General features: G+C 40.8%; 17 protein-coding genes and 1 pseudogene. 15 read left to right on the forward strand and 3 right to left on the reverse strand.

Features of this window, described 5'->3' with window-relative positions:
• Positions 1 to 47: 47 nt before the first annotated feature.
• From QT74_RS00880 to QT74_RS00940, 13 genes and pseudogenes are all read left to right on the forward strand, one after another.
• Positions 48 to 1,696 (forward strand): annotated as a pseudogene (locus QT74_RS00880) (ABC transporter substrate-binding protein).
• Positions 1,697 to 1,706: 10 nt separating this feature from the next.
• On the forward strand, positions 1,707 to 2,711 hold the full coding sequence (locus QT74_RS00885; protein ID WP_000947996.1) for an ABC transporter permease: 1,005 nt from the start codon (positions 1,707 to 1,709) through the stop codon (positions 2,709 to 2,711).
• The gene (locus tag QT74_RS00890) at positions 2,711 to 3,568 is read left to right on the forward strand and encodes an ABC transporter permease (RefSeq protein ID WP_000443370.1); all 858 of its coding nucleotides are present in this window, start codon (positions 2,711 to 2,713) and stop codon (positions 3,566 to 3,568) included. The genes QT74_RS00885 and QT74_RS00890 overlap by 1 nt, the downstream gene beginning before the upstream one ends.
• Positions 3,569 to 3,579: 11 nt before the next feature.
• Entirely contained in the window at positions 3,580 to 4,443 is an 864-nt protein-coding gene (locus QT74_RS00895; protein ID WP_000599857.1) for an ABC transporter ATP-binding protein, read from the forward strand.
• Positions 4,440 to 5,246, forward strand: a complete 807-nt coding sequence (locus QT74_RS00900; RefSeq protein WP_000770450.1) for an ABC transporter ATP-binding protein — start codon at positions 4,440 to 4,442, stop codon at positions 5,244 to 5,246. The genes QT74_RS00895 and QT74_RS00900 overlap by 4 nt, the downstream gene beginning before the upstream one ends.
• An 18-nt stretch (positions 5,247 to 5,264) precedes the next feature.
• On the forward strand, positions 5,265 to 6,347 hold the full coding sequence (gene obgE, locus QT74_RS00905) for a GTPase ObgE (RefSeq protein ID WP_033763873.1): 1,083 nt from the start codon (positions 5,265 to 5,267) through the stop codon (positions 6,345 to 6,347).
• A gap of 41 nt (positions 6,348 to 6,388) precedes the next feature.
• Positions 6,389 to 7,384: an alginate lyase family protein gene (locus QT74_RS00910; RefSeq protein WP_033763875.1), complete on the forward strand. Its 996-nt coding sequence runs from the start codon at positions 6,389 to 6,391 to the stop codon at positions 7,382 to 7,384.
• Between the two features lie 282 nt (positions 7,385 to 7,666).
• Positions 7,667 to 8,221 carry a YceI family protein gene (locus tag QT74_RS00915; RefSeq protein ID WP_033604519.1) on the forward strand — a complete coding sequence of 185 codons (555 nt, stop codon included), beginning with the start codon at positions 7,667 to 7,669 and terminating at the stop codon, positions 8,219 to 8,221.
• Positions 8,222 to 8,229: 8 nt separating this feature from the next.
• On the forward strand, positions 8,230 to 9,522 hold the full coding sequence (hemL, locus tag QT74_RS00920) for a glutamate-1-semialdehyde 2,1-aminomutase (RefSeq protein WP_033763877.1): 1,293 nt from the start codon (positions 8,230 to 8,232) through the stop codon (positions 9,520 to 9,522).
• Between the two features lie 4 nt (positions 9,523 to 9,526).
• A complete protein-coding gene (locus tag QT74_RS00925; RefSeq protein ID WP_000743087.1) occupies positions 9,527 to 9,790 on the forward strand; it encodes an AtpZ/AtpI family protein in 264 nt (87 codons plus the stop codon).
• Between the two features lie 15 nt (positions 9,791 to 9,805).
• Positions 9,806 to 10,210 carry a hypothetical protein gene (locus QT74_RS00930; RefSeq protein ID WP_033763879.1) on the forward strand — a complete coding sequence of 135 codons (405 nt, stop codon included), beginning with the start codon at positions 9,806 to 9,808 and terminating at the stop codon, positions 10,208 to 10,210.
• 83 nt (positions 10,211 to 10,293) lie between these two features.
• Positions 10,294 to 11,172 carry a carbon-nitrogen hydrolase family protein gene (locus QT74_RS00935; protein WP_033763882.1) on the forward strand — a complete coding sequence of 293 codons (879 nt, stop codon included), beginning with the start codon at positions 10,294 to 10,296 and terminating at the stop codon, positions 11,170 to 11,172.
• Between the two features lie 12 nt (positions 11,173 to 11,184).
• Positions 11,185 to 12,066 carry a polysaccharide deacetylase family protein gene (locus QT74_RS00940; RefSeq protein WP_033763884.1) on the forward strand — a complete coding sequence of 294 codons (882 nt, stop codon included), beginning with the start codon at positions 11,185 to 11,187 and terminating at the stop codon, positions 12,064 to 12,066.
• 53 nt (positions 12,067 to 12,119) lie between these two features.
• On the opposite strand, the gene QT74_RS00945 is transcribed toward QT74_RS00940, so the two are convergent.
• Complete coding sequence (locus QT74_RS00945; protein WP_033763887.1) at positions 12,120 to 12,812, reverse strand: hypothetical protein; 693 nt, start codon at positions 12,810 to 12,812, stop codon at positions 12,120 to 12,122.
• A 1-nt stretch (position 12,813) separates the two neighbouring features.
• Positions 12,814 to 13,932, reverse strand: coding sequence for a DNA-methyltransferase (locus tag QT74_RS00950; protein WP_033763889.1), 1,119 nt, complete (start codon positions 13,930 to 13,932; stop codon positions 12,814 to 12,816).
• A 94-nt stretch (positions 13,933 to 14,026) separates the two neighbouring features.
• On the opposite strand from QT74_RS00950, the gene QT74_RS00955 reads away from it, so the two are divergent.
• The gene (locus QT74_RS00955; protein ID WP_033763892.1) at positions 14,027 to 14,404 is read left to right on the forward strand and encodes a hypothetical protein; all 378 of its coding nucleotides are present in this window, start codon (positions 14,027 to 14,029) and stop codon (positions 14,402 to 14,404) included.
• Complete coding sequence (locus tag QT74_RS00960) at positions 14,404 to 15,369, forward strand: CobW family GTP-binding protein (protein WP_033763893.1); 966 nt, start codon at positions 14,404 to 14,406, stop codon at positions 15,367 to 15,369. Before QT74_RS00955 ends, QT74_RS00960 begins: the two co-directional genes overlap by 1 nt.
• A gap of 5 nt (positions 15,370 to 15,374) precedes the next feature.
• Here QT74_RS00960 and QT74_RS00965 read toward each other — a convergent pair whose 3' ends face one another.
• Complete coding sequence (locus tag QT74_RS00965) at positions 15,375 to 16,520, reverse strand: YbfB/YjiJ family MFS transporter (RefSeq protein ID WP_001263617.1); 1,146 nt, start codon at positions 16,518 to 16,520, stop codon at positions 15,375 to 15,377.
• Between the last annotated feature and the right edge of the window lie 447 nt (positions 16,521 to 16,967).

The following is a 16,967-nucleotide window of genomic DNA, read 5'->3' on the forward strand; positions in this document are numbered from 1 at the left end:
TAATTTAGATCTCTATCCTTTATAGAATTTGTTGTGGAGATTGGCTTATGAATAATGTTTTTGTTAAGGGTTTGTTTTTTTTCTTTTGTTGTTTGGGTTTTTTTTGAAAGCTTCAGAAAACTCAAACGCTACTCTTAATCCATCTAAGGAAAATGTTTCTGTTGAAGAGCAAAAGCGTTTTGGAGGCGTTTTGGTTTTTGCAAGAGGCGCTGATGGCTCGAGCATGGATCCTGCTTTAGTAACTGATGGCGAAAGCTATGTGGCAACGGGCAATATTTATGACACGCTTGTGCAATTCAAATACGGCACCACAGAAATTGAACCCGCCTTAGCGACAAGCTGGGACATATCCCCAGATGGTCTTGTATATACCTTTCATTTACGCAAAGGGGTTTATTTCCACCAGACGAAGTATTGGAATAAAAAAGTGGAGTTTAGCGCTAAAGACGTGCTGTTTTCGTTTGAGCGTCAAATGGATAAGGCTAAACGATACTACAGCCCGGGGGCTAAAAGCTATAAATACTGGGAAGGCATGGGCATGTCTCATATTATCAAGAGCATTGAAGCTTTAGATGACTACACCATTAGATTCACGCTTAATGGGCCAGAAGCCCCGTTTTTAGCCAATTTAGGCATGGATTTTTTGAGCATTTTGAGTAAGGATTACGCTGATTATTTAGAACAAAATAATAAAAAAGACGAGTTGGCTAAAAAGCCTGTTGGGACAGGGCCTTTCAAATTCTTTTTGTGGAATAAAGATGAAAAAATCATTCTTTTAAAAAATCAGGATTATTGGGGGCCTAAAGCTTATTTGGATAAGGTGGTGGTGCGCACCATTCCTAATTCTTCCACTCGTGCCTTGGCGCTACGCACCGGTGAGATTATGCTCATGACCGGGCCTAACCTTAATGAAGTGGAGCAGTTAGAAAAACTTCCTAATATCGTGGTGGATAAAAGCGCTGGGTTGTTGGCGAGTTGGCTTTCGTTGAACACGCAAAAAAAGTATTTTAATAACCCTTTGGTGCGTTTGGCTATCAACCATGCGATTAATGTGGATGATTACATTAAGGTGATTTATGAAGGCTTTGCCCAAAAAATGGTCAATCCTTTCCCGCCCACTATATGGGGTTATAACTACAACATCAAACCCTATGAATACGATTTGAAAAAGGCTAAAGAGTTATTGAAAGAAGCGGGCTATCCTAACGGCTTTAAAACCACCATTTTTACCACTTCCACTCGTAACCCAAAAGGAGCGGTGTTCATACAAGCGAGCCTGGCTAAAATTGGCATTGATGTGAAAATTGAAGTGTATGAGTGGGGGGCTTATTTGAAAAGAACGGGCCTGGGCGAACATGAAATGGCGTTTGCAGGCTGGATGGCAGACATTGCGGATCCGGATAATTTCTTATACACCTTATGGAGCAAGCAAGCCGCCTCAGCTATACCCACTCAAAATGGTTCCTTTTATAAGAGCGACGCCTTTTCAGATCTTCTTGTAAAGGCTAAACGGGTTTCGGATCAAAAAGAGAGGGAAGCCCTTTATTTAAAGGCTCAAGAAATCATCCATAAAGATGCGCCCTATGTGCCTTTAGCTTATCCTTATTCAGTGGTGCCGCATTTGTCTAAAGTCAAAGGCTATAAAACGACCGGAGTGAGCGTGAATCGCTTCTTTAAGGTGTATTTAGAAAAATAAAAGGGGTTGCATGCTGAGTTTTATCATTAAGCGTATTTTGTGGGCGATCCCCACGCTGTTTGGAGTGAGTATCATCGTGTTTATGATGGTGCATTTAGTGCCAGGAGATCCGGCGTTAGTGATTTTAGGCGAAAAGGCCAATCAAGCCGCTATTGACGCTTTAAGGGAGCAATTTGGCTTGAATAAGCCTTTGATAGAGCAGTATTTTTTCTTTATCAATAACGTGTTGCATGGCAATTTTGGCACTTCTATCATGACTGGTGAGCCTGTGATGCATGAGTTTTGGCAACGCTTCCCGGCTACGGTGGAATTGGCTTTGATCGCTTTGTTTATGGCTCTTGTTTTGGGTATTAGCGTTGGCGTGTTGGCTGCGATCAAACGCTATAGCGTGTTTGATTATTCCAGCATGACTTTCGCTTTAGCCGGGATTTCTATGCCGGTGTTTTGGCTAGGGCTCATGCTGATTTATATCTTTAGCGTGCAATTGGGGTGGTTGCCTGTTTTTGGGCGTTTGAGCGATGTGTATTATTTAGATGGCCCCACAGGTCTTTATTTGATAGACAGCCTGATCGCAGGAGATTATGGGGCGTTTGTGGATACGATCAAGCACTTGATTTTGCCCAGCATTGTGTTAGCCACGGTTTCTACCGCTGTTATTGCCAGAATGACTCGTGCGAGCATGGCAGAAGTGTCTAAAGAAGATTATGTGCGCACCGCTAAAGCTAAGGGGTGTAGCTCCTTTAGGGTGATTTTTGTGCACACTTTGCGTAACGCGTTAATCCCTGTAACGACCATCGCAGGCTTGATGCTAGCCGGGCTTTTAGGGGGGAGCATGATAACTGAAACGGTTTTCTCATGGCCTGGGATTGGCAAGTGGATCGTTAATGCGCTCAACCAGCGCGATTTCCCAATTATCCAGTCCATGTCTTTGATTATTGCCATGATGTATATTGGGGCTAATCTTTTAGTGGATATTTTATACGCTTTTATTGATCCTAGAATAAGGTTGTCATAATGGAGTCTTTTAGAGAGTTTATCCAACAATTCAAAAAAAATAAGGCGGCAGTGGTTGGCGCATGGATTGTGCTTTTATTGGTGGTTTGTGCGATTTTTGCGCCCCTTTTAGCCCCGCATGATCCTTATGTCCAAAACGCGCAAGATCGCCTTTTAAAGCCTATATGGGAGCATGGGGGGAATGCTAAATACCTTTTAGGCACCGATGATTTGGGGCGCGATATTTTGAGCCGCTTGATCTATGGGGCTAGGATTTCTTTAACCATAGGGATTGTTTCTATGGGGATTGCGGTCTTTTTTGGCACGATATTAGGGCTAATAGCGGGGTATTTTGGAGGGAAAACGGATGCAATTATCATGCGTATCATGGACATCATGTTCGCTTTGCCCTCCATTTTATTGATCGTGATTGTGGTCGCGGTGTTAGGGCCTTCACTCACTAACGCCATGCTCGCTATTGGGTTTGTGGGGATTCCTGGGTTTGCAAGATTGGTGCGCAGTTCCGTGCTAGGCGAAAAAGAAAAAGAATACGTGATCGCTTCTAAAATCAATGGCTCTTCGCATCTTCGTTTGATGTGTAAGGTGATTTTCCCTAATTGCATTATCCCTTTGATCGTGCAAACGACAATGGGTTTTGCTTCCACGGTTTTAGAAGCGGCCGCGCTGAGCTTCTTAGGTCTTGGGGCCCAACCTCCCAAACCTGAATGGGGAGCGATGCTGATGAACTCCATGCAATACATCGCTACCGCTCCTTGGATGCTTGTTTTCCCTGGGGTGATGATTTTTTTAACGGTCATGAGTTTTAATCTGGTAGGCGATGGCATCATGGACGCTTTAGATCCTAAACGCGCCTCTTAAAAGGAGCTTGCATGATTTTAGAAGTTAAAGATTTAAAAACTTATTTTTTCACCGATAAGGGCGTGAATAAAGCAGTGGATGGCGTGAGTTTTGGCTTGAAAAAGTCTCAAACGCTCTGCATTGTAGGGGAGAGTGGGAGCGGGAAAAGCATCACTTCGCTTTCTATTTTAGGGTTGATTGAAAAGCCCGGGAAAATTGTGGGGGGGAGCATTCAATTTTTAGGGCAGGATTTGTTGCAACTCAAAGAAAAACAGATGCAAAAAGAAATCAGAGGCAAAAAAATTGGCATGATCTTTCAAGAGCCTATGACGAGCCTAAACCCTTCCTACACGGTGGGTTTTCAAATCAATGAAGTGTTGAAAATCCACCACCCTAACCTTAACAAAAAAGAACGCTTAGAAAGGGTGGTTTATGAATTAGAGCGTGTGGGCATTCCCCATGCAGGGGACAAATACCATGAATACCCTTTCAATCTCAGCGGAGGGCAACGCCAAAGGGTGATGATCGCTATGGCTATGGTGTGTGAGCCTGAAATCTTGATCGCTGATGAGCCAACGACAGCATTAGATGTAACCATTCAAGCGCAGATTTTAGAATTGATGAAAGAGTTGCAACAAAAAAAAGGCACTTCTATTTTGTTTATCACCCATGATTTAGGCGTGGTGGCACAAATCGCTGATGAAGTGGTGGTGATGTATAAAGGGCATGTGGTGGAGCAAGCGAGTGCGAAAGAGCTTTTTGCTGATCCAAGACACCCTTATACCAAAGCTCTTTTAAGTGCGATCCCTAAACCGGGCAAAGAATACCGCAAAAAACGCTTAGAAACCGTGGATGAAAATACAGATTATTTGAGTTTTCAAAAGGAGTTGCGATGAAGCTCTTAGAAATTAAAGAATTGAAAAAATCCTATGCGATAGACAGGGGGTTATTCAAACCCAAGAGGATCATCCATGCGCTCAATGGGATCAGTTTTGAAGTGGAACAAAATGAAGTTTTAAGCATTGTGGGGGAGAGCGGTTGCGGGAAAAGCACGACAGCAAAAATTTTAGCCGGGATTGAAAGGCAAGATAGCGGGGCGATTTATTTCAATGGTAAGCGCCATTTGCATTTTAGCAAACAGGATTGGTTTGATTACCGCAAAAAGGTGCAAATGATTTTTCAAGACCCTTATTCTAGCCTGAACCCTCGGTGGAAAGTGGGCGAGATCATCGCTGAACCCTTGCTTTTAAACTCTCATTTTTCAAAAAAAGAAATCAAAACAAAAGTGCTAGAGATCATGCAAAAAGTGGGCTTGAAATTAGAATGGATCGATCGTTACCCCCACCAATTTTCAGGCGGTCAAAGGCAACGAATCGGCATTGCTAGGGCGCTCATTTTGCATCCTAGCGTGGTGATTTGCGATGAGCCTGTGTCTGCGCTAGACGTGTCCATTCAAGCGCAAGTGTTGAATTTGCTCTTGGATTTGCAAAAAGAAATGGGGCTGACTTATATTTTTATCAGCCATGATTTAGGGGTGGTGGAGCATATTAGCGATAAAATCATCGTGATGAATCAAGGGCAAATCGTAGAAACGGGGGATGTGGATAGCGTGATAAGCGCTCCAAAGCACCCTTATACGCAGAAATTACTCAATGCGGTGCCGCATTTGGAAAAATCCATGCAAAGATTTGCCAAATAAAAGAAAGGGTATTAAGCTGTGTTTGTAGATAGCGTGGAAATCATCATCGCTTCGGGTAAGGGGGGGCCTGGAATGGTGAGTTTTAGGCGAGAAAAGTTTGTCATCAAAGGCGGTCCTGATGGAGGCGATGGAGGCGATGGAGGCGATGTGTATTTTGAAGTGGATAACAATACCGACACTCTAGCGAGTTTTAGAGGCACCAAATACCATAAGGCTAAAAATGGGGCTCCAGGAGGCACACGAAATTGCACAGGTAAAAAGGGCGAAGACAAAATTATTGTCGTGCCACCAGGAACGCAAGTGTTTGCAGATGACAAGTTGTGGCTTGATTTGGTAGAACCTAAAGAAAGGGTGTTAGCCTTAAAAGGAGGCAAGGGGGGGTTAGGGAATGCACATTTTAAAAGCGCGACTAAACAACAACCCACTTACGCGCAAAAAGGCTTAGAGGGGGTTGAAAAATGCGTGCGTTTGGAATTAAAACTCATCGCTGATATAGGGTTAGTGGGCTTCCCTAATGCGGGTAAATCCACGCTCATTTCCACCATCTCTAACGCTAAACCTAAAATCGCTAACTATGAATTCACGACTCTAGTGCCTAATTTAGGGGTTGTGAGCGTAGATGAGAAAAGCGAATTTCTAATGGCGGATATTCCTGGCATTATTGAAGGAGCTAGTCAGGGAAAAGGCTTAGGGATTAGCTTTTTAAAGCATATTGAGCGCACCAAAGTTCTAGCCTTTGTTTTAGACGCTTCCAGGCTGGATTTAGGCATTAAAGAGCAATACCAACGCTTGAGGTTGGAGTTGGAAAAATTTTCACCCGCTTTAGCCAATAAGCCTTTTGGGGTGTTGCTCAATAAATGCGATGTTGTAGAAAACATTGATAAGATGACTAAGGATTTTTGCGCCTTTTTAAATTTAGAGGCGCAAAAATTAGAGGCGTTTGATTTAGAGCCGTATTTAGGGTTTTTGCACCCCCATTTAACCAGCGATTTTGAAAATAACCCTAATGAAAAATCCGCGCTCTTTGTCTTATCCCTTTCAGCGGTTAGCGCCCTTAATACGCATGCGCTTAAATTTGTGTTGTTAAAAGCGTTACCCTAAAACGCTATCTTTAAACCAATCCATTAAAATAAAGGCGAGGAATGAAAGGATTTGTTTTGTTTTTATCATTCATGTTTGTTTGCGTTTGCGTTCAAGCTTACGCTGAGCAAGATTACTTTTTTAGGGATTTTAAATCTATAGATTTGCCCAAAAAACTCCATCTTGACACAAAGCTCTCCAAGCAAATCCAGCCATGCACGCAACTTAGTGCATCCAAGCACTACACTTCTACTGGGGTTAGAGAGCCTGATGCATGCACAAAGAGTTTTAAAAAGTCCGCTACCATGTCCTATGATTTAGCGTTAGGCTATTTAGTGAGCCAAAACAAACAATATGGTTTAAAGGTTAGGGATATTTTAAACGCTTGGGCTAGAGAGCTTCAAAGCGTGGACACTTATCAAAGCGAGGATAATATCAATTTCTACATGCCTTATATGAACATGGCCTATTGGTTTGTCAAAAAAGAATTTCCTAGCCCAGAATATGAAGATTTTGTCAAGCGGATGCGTGGGTATTCTCAATCGGCTCTTAACACTAACCATGGGGCGTGGGGCATTCTCTTTGATGTGAGCTCTGCACTTGCATTAAACGATCAAGCCCTTTTGCAAAGTAGCGCTAATCGGTGGCAAGAGTGGGTGTTTAAAGCGATAAATGAGAGTGGGGTTATCCCTAGCGCGATCACTAGAAGCGATACAAGCGATTATCATGGCGGTCCTACGAAAGGCATTAAGGGGATCGCTTATACCAATTTTGCACTTCTTGCGCTAAGCGTATCAGGCGAATTGCTTTTTGAGAACGGGTATGATTTGTGGGATAGTGAAGCTGGGAAAAGGCTCTCTGTAGCGTATAATAAAGTCGCAACATGGATTTTAAACCCTGAAACCTTCCCTTATTTCCAGCCTAATCTCATTGGGGTGCATAACAACGCTTATTTCATTATTTTAGCCAAACATTATTCTAGCCCTAGTGCAAATGAGCTTTTATCCCAGGGCGATTTGCATGAAGATGGTTTTAGGCTTAAACTCCGATCGCCATGAATATTTTAAAGATCAAACTAACTTGAGCGGGTTTTTAAATCTTCTTAAGCTGTTGATGCAAGTTTTTCTTATTTCACGCTCTTTTAACTTCCCTATGAATGGTTAAGAATGTTTGGTCCAGTCGGCATTATTTACAAAAAGAGTTTAAAATAAACGCAATTGTATCTCTAGGTCGTATTTAGAGTGCAAATGATTATCAAAATGAATTATTTTAGTTGTAAGCATGCTTATTTACACTAAAATAACAAGCGTTATTGATAAAACCACATTAAAGGATAATGAATGAAAAAAATGGTTTTGGTATCGGTTTTGTTGGCAGGGTTTTTGCAAGCGGTGAGTTTGGATTTATCTTCAGCTAAAACGACATGGACGGCCTTTAAAACTAAGGCTAAAACACCCGTAAGCGGGAGTTTTGAAAGCATCACTTATAAACTGGGTAAATCTCAAGATAGTTTAAAAACCCTTTTAGAAGGGGCGAGCGCGAGCATGGATAGTTTGAAAGTCAATTTAGGCGATGACACTAAAAACAAGAATGTTAAAGAAGCTTTTTTCGCTCTTTTTAAAAACACTAACATCAAAGTAACTTTTAGAAATGTTGTAGAAGGCGATCATGCGGGTTCTCTCACCGCTTATGTGAGAATGAATGAAAAGCTAGTGAAAGTGCCTATGCAATACACGATTGCTGATAGTAAGATCGTGATTAAAGGGGTCTTGGATTTATTGAATTTTGGCTTGAAAAACGAATTAGCGAGCTTAGCTAAACGATGCGAGAGTTTTCATGAGGGTTTGACCTGGTCGCAGGTGGAGATCCAATTTGAAAGCATGATCAAGGGATAATTTAAATCATGGAGTTGTTGCACAGTATCAATGATTTCAATGAGGCCAAGCAAGTGATCGCTGGGGGGGTCAATTCGCCTGTTAGGGCGTTTAAGAGCGTTAAAGGCACTCCGCCTTTTATCTTAAAGGGTAAGGGGGCGTATCTCTATGATGTGGATAACAATCATTATATAGATTTTGTGCAAAGCTGGGGGCCTTTGATTTTTGGGCATGCGGATGAAGAGATTGAAGAAAATATCATTAAAGCGTTAAAAAAAGGCACTTCTTTTGGCGCTCCCACAGAGTTAGAAACCACTTTAGCTAAAGAAATCATTTCTTGTTATGATGGCTTAGATAAGGTGCGTTTAGTGAGTAGCGGCACGGAAGCGACCATGAGCGCAATACGACTCGCTAGAGCTTATAGCCAAAAAGACGATTTGATCAAGTTTGAAGGGTGCTACCATGGGCATAGCGATTCTTTATTGGTGAAAGCGGGTAGCGGGTGCACTACTTTTGGCTCTCCTTCTTCTTTAGGCGTGCCAAGCGATTTTAGCAAGCACACTCTAGTGGCTCGTTATAACGATTTAAACTCCGTTGAAGAATGCTTTAAAAAAGGCGATGTGGGTTGCGTTATTATTGAACCCATTGCTGGGAATATGGGGTTAGTGCCGGCTCAAAAAGAGTTTTTAATAGGGTTAAAGGCTTTGTGTGAAAAATACCAAGCGGTGCTGATTTTAGATGAAGTGATGAGCGGGTTTAGAGCGAGTTTGAGCGGTTCGCAAGAATTTTATGGCGTGGTGCCGGATTTGGTAACCTTTGGTAAGGTGATAGGCGCGGGGCTTCCTTTGGCGTGTTTTGGAGGGCGTGCGGAAATTATGGACTTGCTTTCACCCATTGGAGGCGTGTATCAAGCAGGCACATTAAGCGGTAACCCCCTAGCGGTGTGCGCGGGGTTGAGCACGCTTTATAAAATCAAAAGAGACAAAACCCTTTATACTCGCTTAAACGCTTTAGCCGTTCGTTTGACTCAAGGCTTAAAAAAGAGCACTCAAAGTTATAACATCGCCTTACAAACGCTCAATATGGGGAGCATGTTTGGCTTTTTCTTTAACGAAAATGCGGTGCGTGATTTTGATGACGCTTTAAAAAGCGATACCGAAATGTTTGCGAAATTCCACCAAAAAATGCTCTCTAAGGGCGTGTATTTGGCATGTTCAAGCTTTGAAACCGGCTTTATTTGCGAGCCTATGACTGAAGAGATGATTGATTTGGTGGTTGCAAAAGCCGATGAAAGTTTTGATGAAATCATAAAGGGCGTGTGAATTTTTGAAAAAGCCAAAGTATTATAAATTCATAGAGGGGGCGAATTATTTGAGCTTAGGGCTGTCTATGGTGGTAGCGATCCTTATGGGCGTGGCTATAGGCTATGGGCTTAAAAAGCTCACTCACATTTCGTGGCTTTTTTGGCTTGGGGTTATTTGGGGCGTGTTAGCGAGCTTTCTCAATGTCTATAAAGCTTATAAAAACATGCAAAAAGACTATGAAGAACTGGCTAAAGACCCCAAATACACGCAAAATAAAACAAAATAAATCCAATCAAATCCCATGTGCCAAATCCAATGCTTGCTTATTTTACTTTTTATCAATATAGTTAGCGCGATTATCGTTTATTTTTTCCAAGCGTTTCAAGGGGTTTTGAATTTTGAAGGGGGGTTTTTAGGGTTTTTTATCGTGGCGTTGTCTTCGTATTACGGCGTTAAAAAGCGTTTGGATTTAAGGAAACAAAATTCAGGAGAAAAAGAAGAAAAGCAAAAATTCCAAAAATTCGCCCTGGGCTTGGAAATGTCTTTCAATGTGTGGCGTTTAGGGGGGTATGGGGTTTTATTAGGCATTTTAGGAACGCTTTTATTCTTGCATCTTTTTAACGGGTTAATCTTTCTTATCGGCGTGTTTGTGAGCTCGCTCTCTAGCGCGTTATTACGATTCTTAAATAATAATGGTAAGTTTTGACACAAATGCATGCGGATTTTAACCCCTTTAATTTTCTTTTAATTTTCAATCCTATACAATAAAAACAAAAATGGGAGTGGATCTTGAAAACAAAAAATCCCGCTAAAAGAATCCTAAAAACCGCTGTGATTCAAATGCAATCCAAACCCTACGCCTTAAATGAAAACCTGCAATCAGCGCTCAACCTGGCCAAAGAAGCCCACAACAAAGGCGCGAATCTCATTGTTTTGCCGGAATTGTTTGATAGCGGTTATTGCGTGAATGATAAGGATGTGGATTTTGGGTTGGATTTTAAAGCGATAGAGCATGGCGAGCTAAAAAACGAGTCGTTGAGCGCATTAAGCGATTTTGCGAAGTCTAGCGATACGCATATCGTGGCGTGCAGCATTGAAAAAACGGATAAAAAACTCTACGACAGCGCTTATATCATTCCACCAAAAGGCGGGATCGTTGGCAAGCATCGTAAAATCTATTTGTGGGGCGATGAAAAATCACGCTTCAAAAGGGGCAAAAAATACGAGGTTTTTACGCTGGATTTTGGGGATTTTAGCACGAAAGTGGGTTTGCAAATTTGCTATGAAATCGGCTTTGGCGTGGGTGCGAATCTGTTAGCGTTACAAGGGGCCGAGGTTTTAATCTATCCTAGCGCGTTTGGCAAAGCTAGGGCTTATAATTGGGATTTATTGAGCAGGGCTAGAGCGTTAGAGAATGGCTGCTTTGTGTGCGCTTGCAATCATAGTGGGGAAGAAACTAACGCTCAATTAAAACAAACGCTAGAATTTGCCGGTGATTCAAGAATCATCGCGCCCAATGGGAAAATCATCGCGCAAGCCACCAAGCTTAATGAAGTCATTATCGCCGAAATGGATTTAAACGAAGTGGCGTTGCAACGCCAAAAAATCCCTTATTTACAAGATTTTGACACCAAACTCACCAAAAAGGGGTTTGGAAAATTCACTTAAAAAGGAGCGATTATGGCAAAAGAAATTTTAGTGGCTTATGGTGTGGATATTGATGCGGTGGCTGGTTGGTTAGGGAGCTATGGTGGGGAGGATTCGCCTGATGATATTTCGCGCGGGCTTTTTGCGGGTGAAGTGGGGATCCCACGGCTTTTGAAATTGTTTAAAAAATACCATCTTCCTGCGACTTGGTTTTCGCCGGGGCATTCTATTGAAACTTTCCCTGAGCAAATGAAAATGATTGTGGATGCAGGGCATGAAGTGGGCGTGCATGGGTATTCGCATGAAAACCCTATCGCTATGACGGCCAAGCAAGAAGAAGATGTTTTGTTAAAAAGCGTTGAATTGATTAAAGATCTCGCCGGCAAAGCCCCCACAGGCTATGTGGCGCCGTGGTGGGAGTTTTCTAATATCACTAATGAATTGCTTTTAAAACACGGCTTCAAATACGACCACTCGCTTATGCACAATGATTTCACGCCCTATTATGTGCGCGTGGGGGATAGTTGGAGCAAGATTGATTATAGTTTGGAAGCCAAGGATTGGATGAAGCCTTTAATCCGTGGGGTGGAAACAAATTTAGTGGAAATCCCTGCGAACTGGTATTTGGACGATTTACCGCCGATGATGTTTATCAAAAAATCCCCCAATAGTTTTGGTTTTGTAAGCCCACACGATATAGGGCAAATGTGGATCGATCAATTTGATTGGGTTTATCGTGAGATGGATTATGCGGTGTTTAGCATGACAATCCACCCTGATGTGAGCGCCCGTCCGCAAGTGTTGCTCATGCATGAAAAAATCATTGAGCATATCAACAAGCACGAGGGCGTGCGTTGGGTAACATTCAATGAAATCGCTGATGATTTCTTAAAACGAAACCCTAGAAAAAAATAGTGGTTAAAATTGCATCTAAGTTAGTGTGAATTTAGCGGGATTCACACCAACTGCTACAAATAAACTTTCAATTCATTCTCCATTAGTTTGATTGTTTTCTTTAGATTTTCTTCTTCTAAAGGTTTGAAATTTTTGTGTATGGGTTGGTTTATGTCTCTTTCGCCTTTGAGTAAGGTTACTATATTTAGATTCACGCTTTCAAAGTAGCTCATTATAGAATGCGTGGGTTTTGATCCCAATAGGGTTTCTGGCAAAGTTGAATAATCCCCTCCTAATTGACTTTCTAGCTGAAATAAATAACAAGATATATTTGGATATAAAGTCTTAAGGAGATGAAAATCTACTAGTATTCGCTTTAGCATAGCGTTTTCCGTATAGGCTTTACACTCTATCCCCATAACCAATTGATTGTCCACAAATATATGTTTATCAACGCTCAATCCGTAATAATAATCTTTCTTACGCTCTAATATATATGCCCTTACTTGTTTGTTAGCTATACTTTCCATATAGCTATCTTTGATAGGAATTTTTATTTTATTAGAATTTATTTCAAGCCTATTAGCTTTAGCGCCAATATTTTGCCACGCTATTTTTACAATCTCTTCGCTGATATTTTCTAGTAATTTGCCTTTAGCGCTTCTTATAACTCCGCCATATGCCCTGCTATCTTGCCCATGAGCATCTTTATCAATACCTTTAACCACACTATTATAAACTTGTATAATATCTTTTATAGAATCCACATTAAATCCCTGCGTTAAAGAGATTTGTTGTCTCTTTTAATCTCTCTTTTGCCACTTCACAATACTTTTCGCTAATGTCTATGCCTATGAATCTGCGCCCTAGTTGCTTGGCGACTTTTGTCGTTGTCCCTGCACCATTAAATGGATCCAATACAATATCATTTTGATAAGAAAATAGCTTTAAACACCGCTTTACTAATTCTTCTGGGAACATTGCATCATGCCCGTATTGTTTCATGTTGCGTTCTGGGGAAAAGTTCCACTTGCCATAAACCCACTTTTTAAATTCATCATCGGTTATGTCAATGCTGTTTTTATCGCCCTCTTTTTTAAGGTTATTTTTGCAAAAAATTTCAATAAACTCCCACGAATATTTTAAATAGGGTGCAGCAGGGCTTTTCCAGCTTCCCCAAGTGCAGTATTTGCAGTTGTAGTTATTCTTTTCCCATAAAATCTCGCCTTTCCAAATAAGCCCTTCATCAATGAAAAATTTGCTGATAAAATGGTGTGTAGGGATATAATCGCTAAACATAGGCTGGATATTGACAATGATTCGCCCTCCGCTTTTTAATACACGAATACACTCTTTAAAAATGGCAAAAAGCGTGTTGAAATACTCTTGCCAAAGATTTGTATCCTGCGTTGCATTGTAATTGATGCCAAAGTTGTAAGGTGGCGAAGTCAGCACTATATCTATGCAATTATTTGGGAGCTTTTTTAAAAACTCCAAGCTGTCTTCGCAGTAAATTTGATTAAGATAGTTTTGGATCTCATTCGTCTCTTTGCTAAACTCTTTTTTGTAAGATTCGTAAGCCAATCTTGCCTTTGCGTTTTGTTTTTTGTTGGCGACTTTTTTGGCTTTGTTGAAGCTTTTAAATACGATTTTGCCATTTTGACTAGAAAATGAGCGAATTTTATACAACTCCTCTAATGTCTTTTGAATCAGTGTATTTTGTGTAGTAGATTCAAGCATTTTTAAATCCACAATGTCAAAATTAAGCGTGATATTTGAAGGATTGACAATCGATTCAATACCGCAAGATTGTAACAATGAAAGCGCGTCTGTTATTTCATCTGGTGCGTAAATATTTTCTAGCGTAAGAGTTCTATAATCCTGCATTAAATTTCCTATAATAAACAATTAAACAACACTAGATTTATTCTTGTTTTTTTCAGTAAAATTGTAGCATGATTTAGGTTTAAAAGGTTGGAAGATGTGCGTTTTATGCGGGGAGCTTATCAGTTCTTTTCATTGGACCGATGAAAATTATGGGAGCGATAGTTATGAGATTGATGAAAATTTGAGAGAGCCAAATGCGCTTATTAGCACTAATGAAAACGCTAGAGAACGCAAAAGAGCACGGCTCAAACGAGTGGGATTGCTCAATCAAATTTTGGCGTTTTATGGGCTAAAAATTGATGATTGGCAAGGTGCGAAGTTTGTGCTGTGCGATAAAAAAGGGCAAAGCGTGATCGTGAATGATTTAGGCGATTTGTGGGATAAGGCACAAAAATTAGCCAAAAAAGAGATGGACGCGCTAGATTCTAATTTATTAGCGTTTTTAAATCAAAATACACACGCCACTCACTGATGCCCAAAATCCCTATCACGCTCATCACCGGTTTTTTAGGCAGCGGTAAAACGAGTTTTTTAAGCGAATATTTAAACCAAACAGATCACCAAGGCGTCGCTCTTATCATCAATGAAATCGGTCAAGCCGCTTTGGATCAGCGCATCTTAAGCGTTCAATATTGCGGTGAAAAAATGCTCTATCTTAACGCAGGGTGCGTGTGTTGCAACAAACGCTTAGATTTAGTGGAGTCTCTAAAAGCCACGCTCAACAACTATGAATGGCGCGGCGAAATTTTAAAGCACATCATCATTGAAACCACCGGTTTAGCCAACCCGGCGCCGATTTTATGGACGATTTTGAGCGACACTTTTTTAGGGGCGCATTTTGAAATTCAAAGCGTGGTGGCTTGCGTGGATGCACTGAATGCTAAAATACATTTAACCAACAACGAAGCTAAAGAGCAAATTGTTTTTGCTGATAGCGTTTTATTGACCAAAACGGATTTGCAAAATGACAGCGGGGCTTTAATCAAATTAAAAGAGCGCTTGTGGGCCATTAACCCTAGTGCGGAAATTTTTGACAAGAGGGCGATAGACTATGAGAGTCTCTTTTCACGCAAAAATAGGGCGCGAAATTTTATGCCAAGAATGCCAAAAGATTCGCACTCGCAAGGCTTTGAGACTTTAAGCATCAGGTTTGAAGGCACGATGGAGTGGAGCTCGTTTGGGATTTGGCTGAGTTTGTTATTGCATCAATACGGCACACAGATTTTACGCATCAAGGGGATTATTGACATTGGAAGCGATCTTTTGGTGAGTATTAACGGCGTGATGCATGTCATTTACCCGCCTAAGCACATTTTAAAAGATCAAAACGGCTCTAACCTCGTTTTTATCATGCGCCATTTAGAGCGTGAAAAAGTCTTAAATTCCTTAAAGGGTTTTAAGGATTTTCTCGGCATCAAGGGTTTTGAAACCCCATAATTTTTCTATTTATTGGTAGCTGTTTGCATTTTGATGGGGAAAAGAACGATGAAGCTTAAAACCAAACACACCCCACAAATAACAAAAATCAAAACATAGCCCAAATCCCCTAAAAAGATTGTAAAAAGATACGAGAAAAGCGCTTGGAAAATGCCAAAAGAAAACACCACCCACGAAGACGCTTGAGCGAAATGCTTGGCGCCTGCAATTTTTAAAGCCATCATGCTGAATAAATTGATATTAGCGGTTGTGGCCGCTCCCATTATAAAGATGCTTAAATTGAGTAAAGAGATTTGGTGGAAAAAAATGGGCAAAAAGCATGCGATAGATTTTAAAATAAGGATAAAGATATTGGCGTTTTTAGCCCCTAGCTTTTGAGCCATGGGGCCGCTGATTAAAGAGCCAAGCGTGGCTCCAAAGCCAAAAAACGCCCATGAAGTTCCAGCGATAGTGGGGGAGATATTTAAATGGCGGATCAAATAATCCACCCAAAAAAGCGTGTGCGGTAAAAAACCAATCGCATTGAGCGCACAAGAAATGAGCAATAACCACAAATGAAAGGGGATTTTAAACGCGCTTTCTTCTTTTTTAACGGATTTTTTCCTTAAAGAACGGGTTTTTAACCCCACTAAGGAAAGGATAAAGGCTATCAAACAACTGCCCCCTAAAAAAATCCATGCCCATTTGATATTATAAGAGCTAATCCATGGCAGAACAAACCCGCTAAAGACAGATCCAATGCCTACAGCGCTAAAAATAAGCCCTCCCACTAAGGCTTTTTTATGTTCTTTGACATAGGGCAAAGAAAGAGGAGCGACTAAAATCATTAACGCGCTGCTAGCCACACCGGCGATAAAACGCCAGATCCAAAGCCAAAAGAAAGGGATACTATCAAAATAACAGACTAAAAAACTCAAAGCGATTAAGCCAAAACTGATTTTAGCGATGCTTTCTAATGACATTAACGGGCTTAAAAATTGGATTAAAAAACTCCCAAAAACATAGCCCATTAGCACCGCAATACCCAGTTGGAAGCTTTGGTGTGGGGTTAAACTCCCTGATAAAATGAGTAGGGGGATTAAAACCACATAGCCAAAACGAGCCAAGCCGTTAGACACAAAAACCCCTAAAAAGCAAACAAACACGCGCATTTTGATCCTTAACACATGACAAGTTATAAAAAAACAAGATCTTATATTATATTGAAACTTGTTAATTGATAGCGCATAATGGGAGCAAGATGAGGATAAATTTAAGGATTATCCTTTATCAATACCCGTATTATTAAAGAGACCCCACGATTGAATGAAAAAGAGTTGGTTATCGGTGTTATAGAGCTTGTTTCAAAAGCGCTTCATAAAAACAAAAGGCTTCTACTAGAATAAGACTTCTTTGCGGTGGTTTTCATTGCTGAAACAGACGCTAATAACTATGGGCTAGGCTTAAAAAGAGCACCACTGAATAGCATAAAAGCGTTTTTTTGTTATTTTGGAAAAATTTTGTGATTTTTTTACTTTTTGATGCTTTTTGTGTGGTGTTAGCCCATAAAAAGGCTTTTAGCATTTTTTAAGGTTAAATAGTAAAGAGCTTGATTTTGC

It is taken from the genome of Helicobacter pylori SA213A (genome assembly GCF_000476275.1).
GTDB classification, from domain to species: domain Bacteria; phylum Campylobacterota; class Campylobacteria; order Campylobacterales; family Helicobacteraceae; genus Helicobacter; species Helicobacter pylori_CL.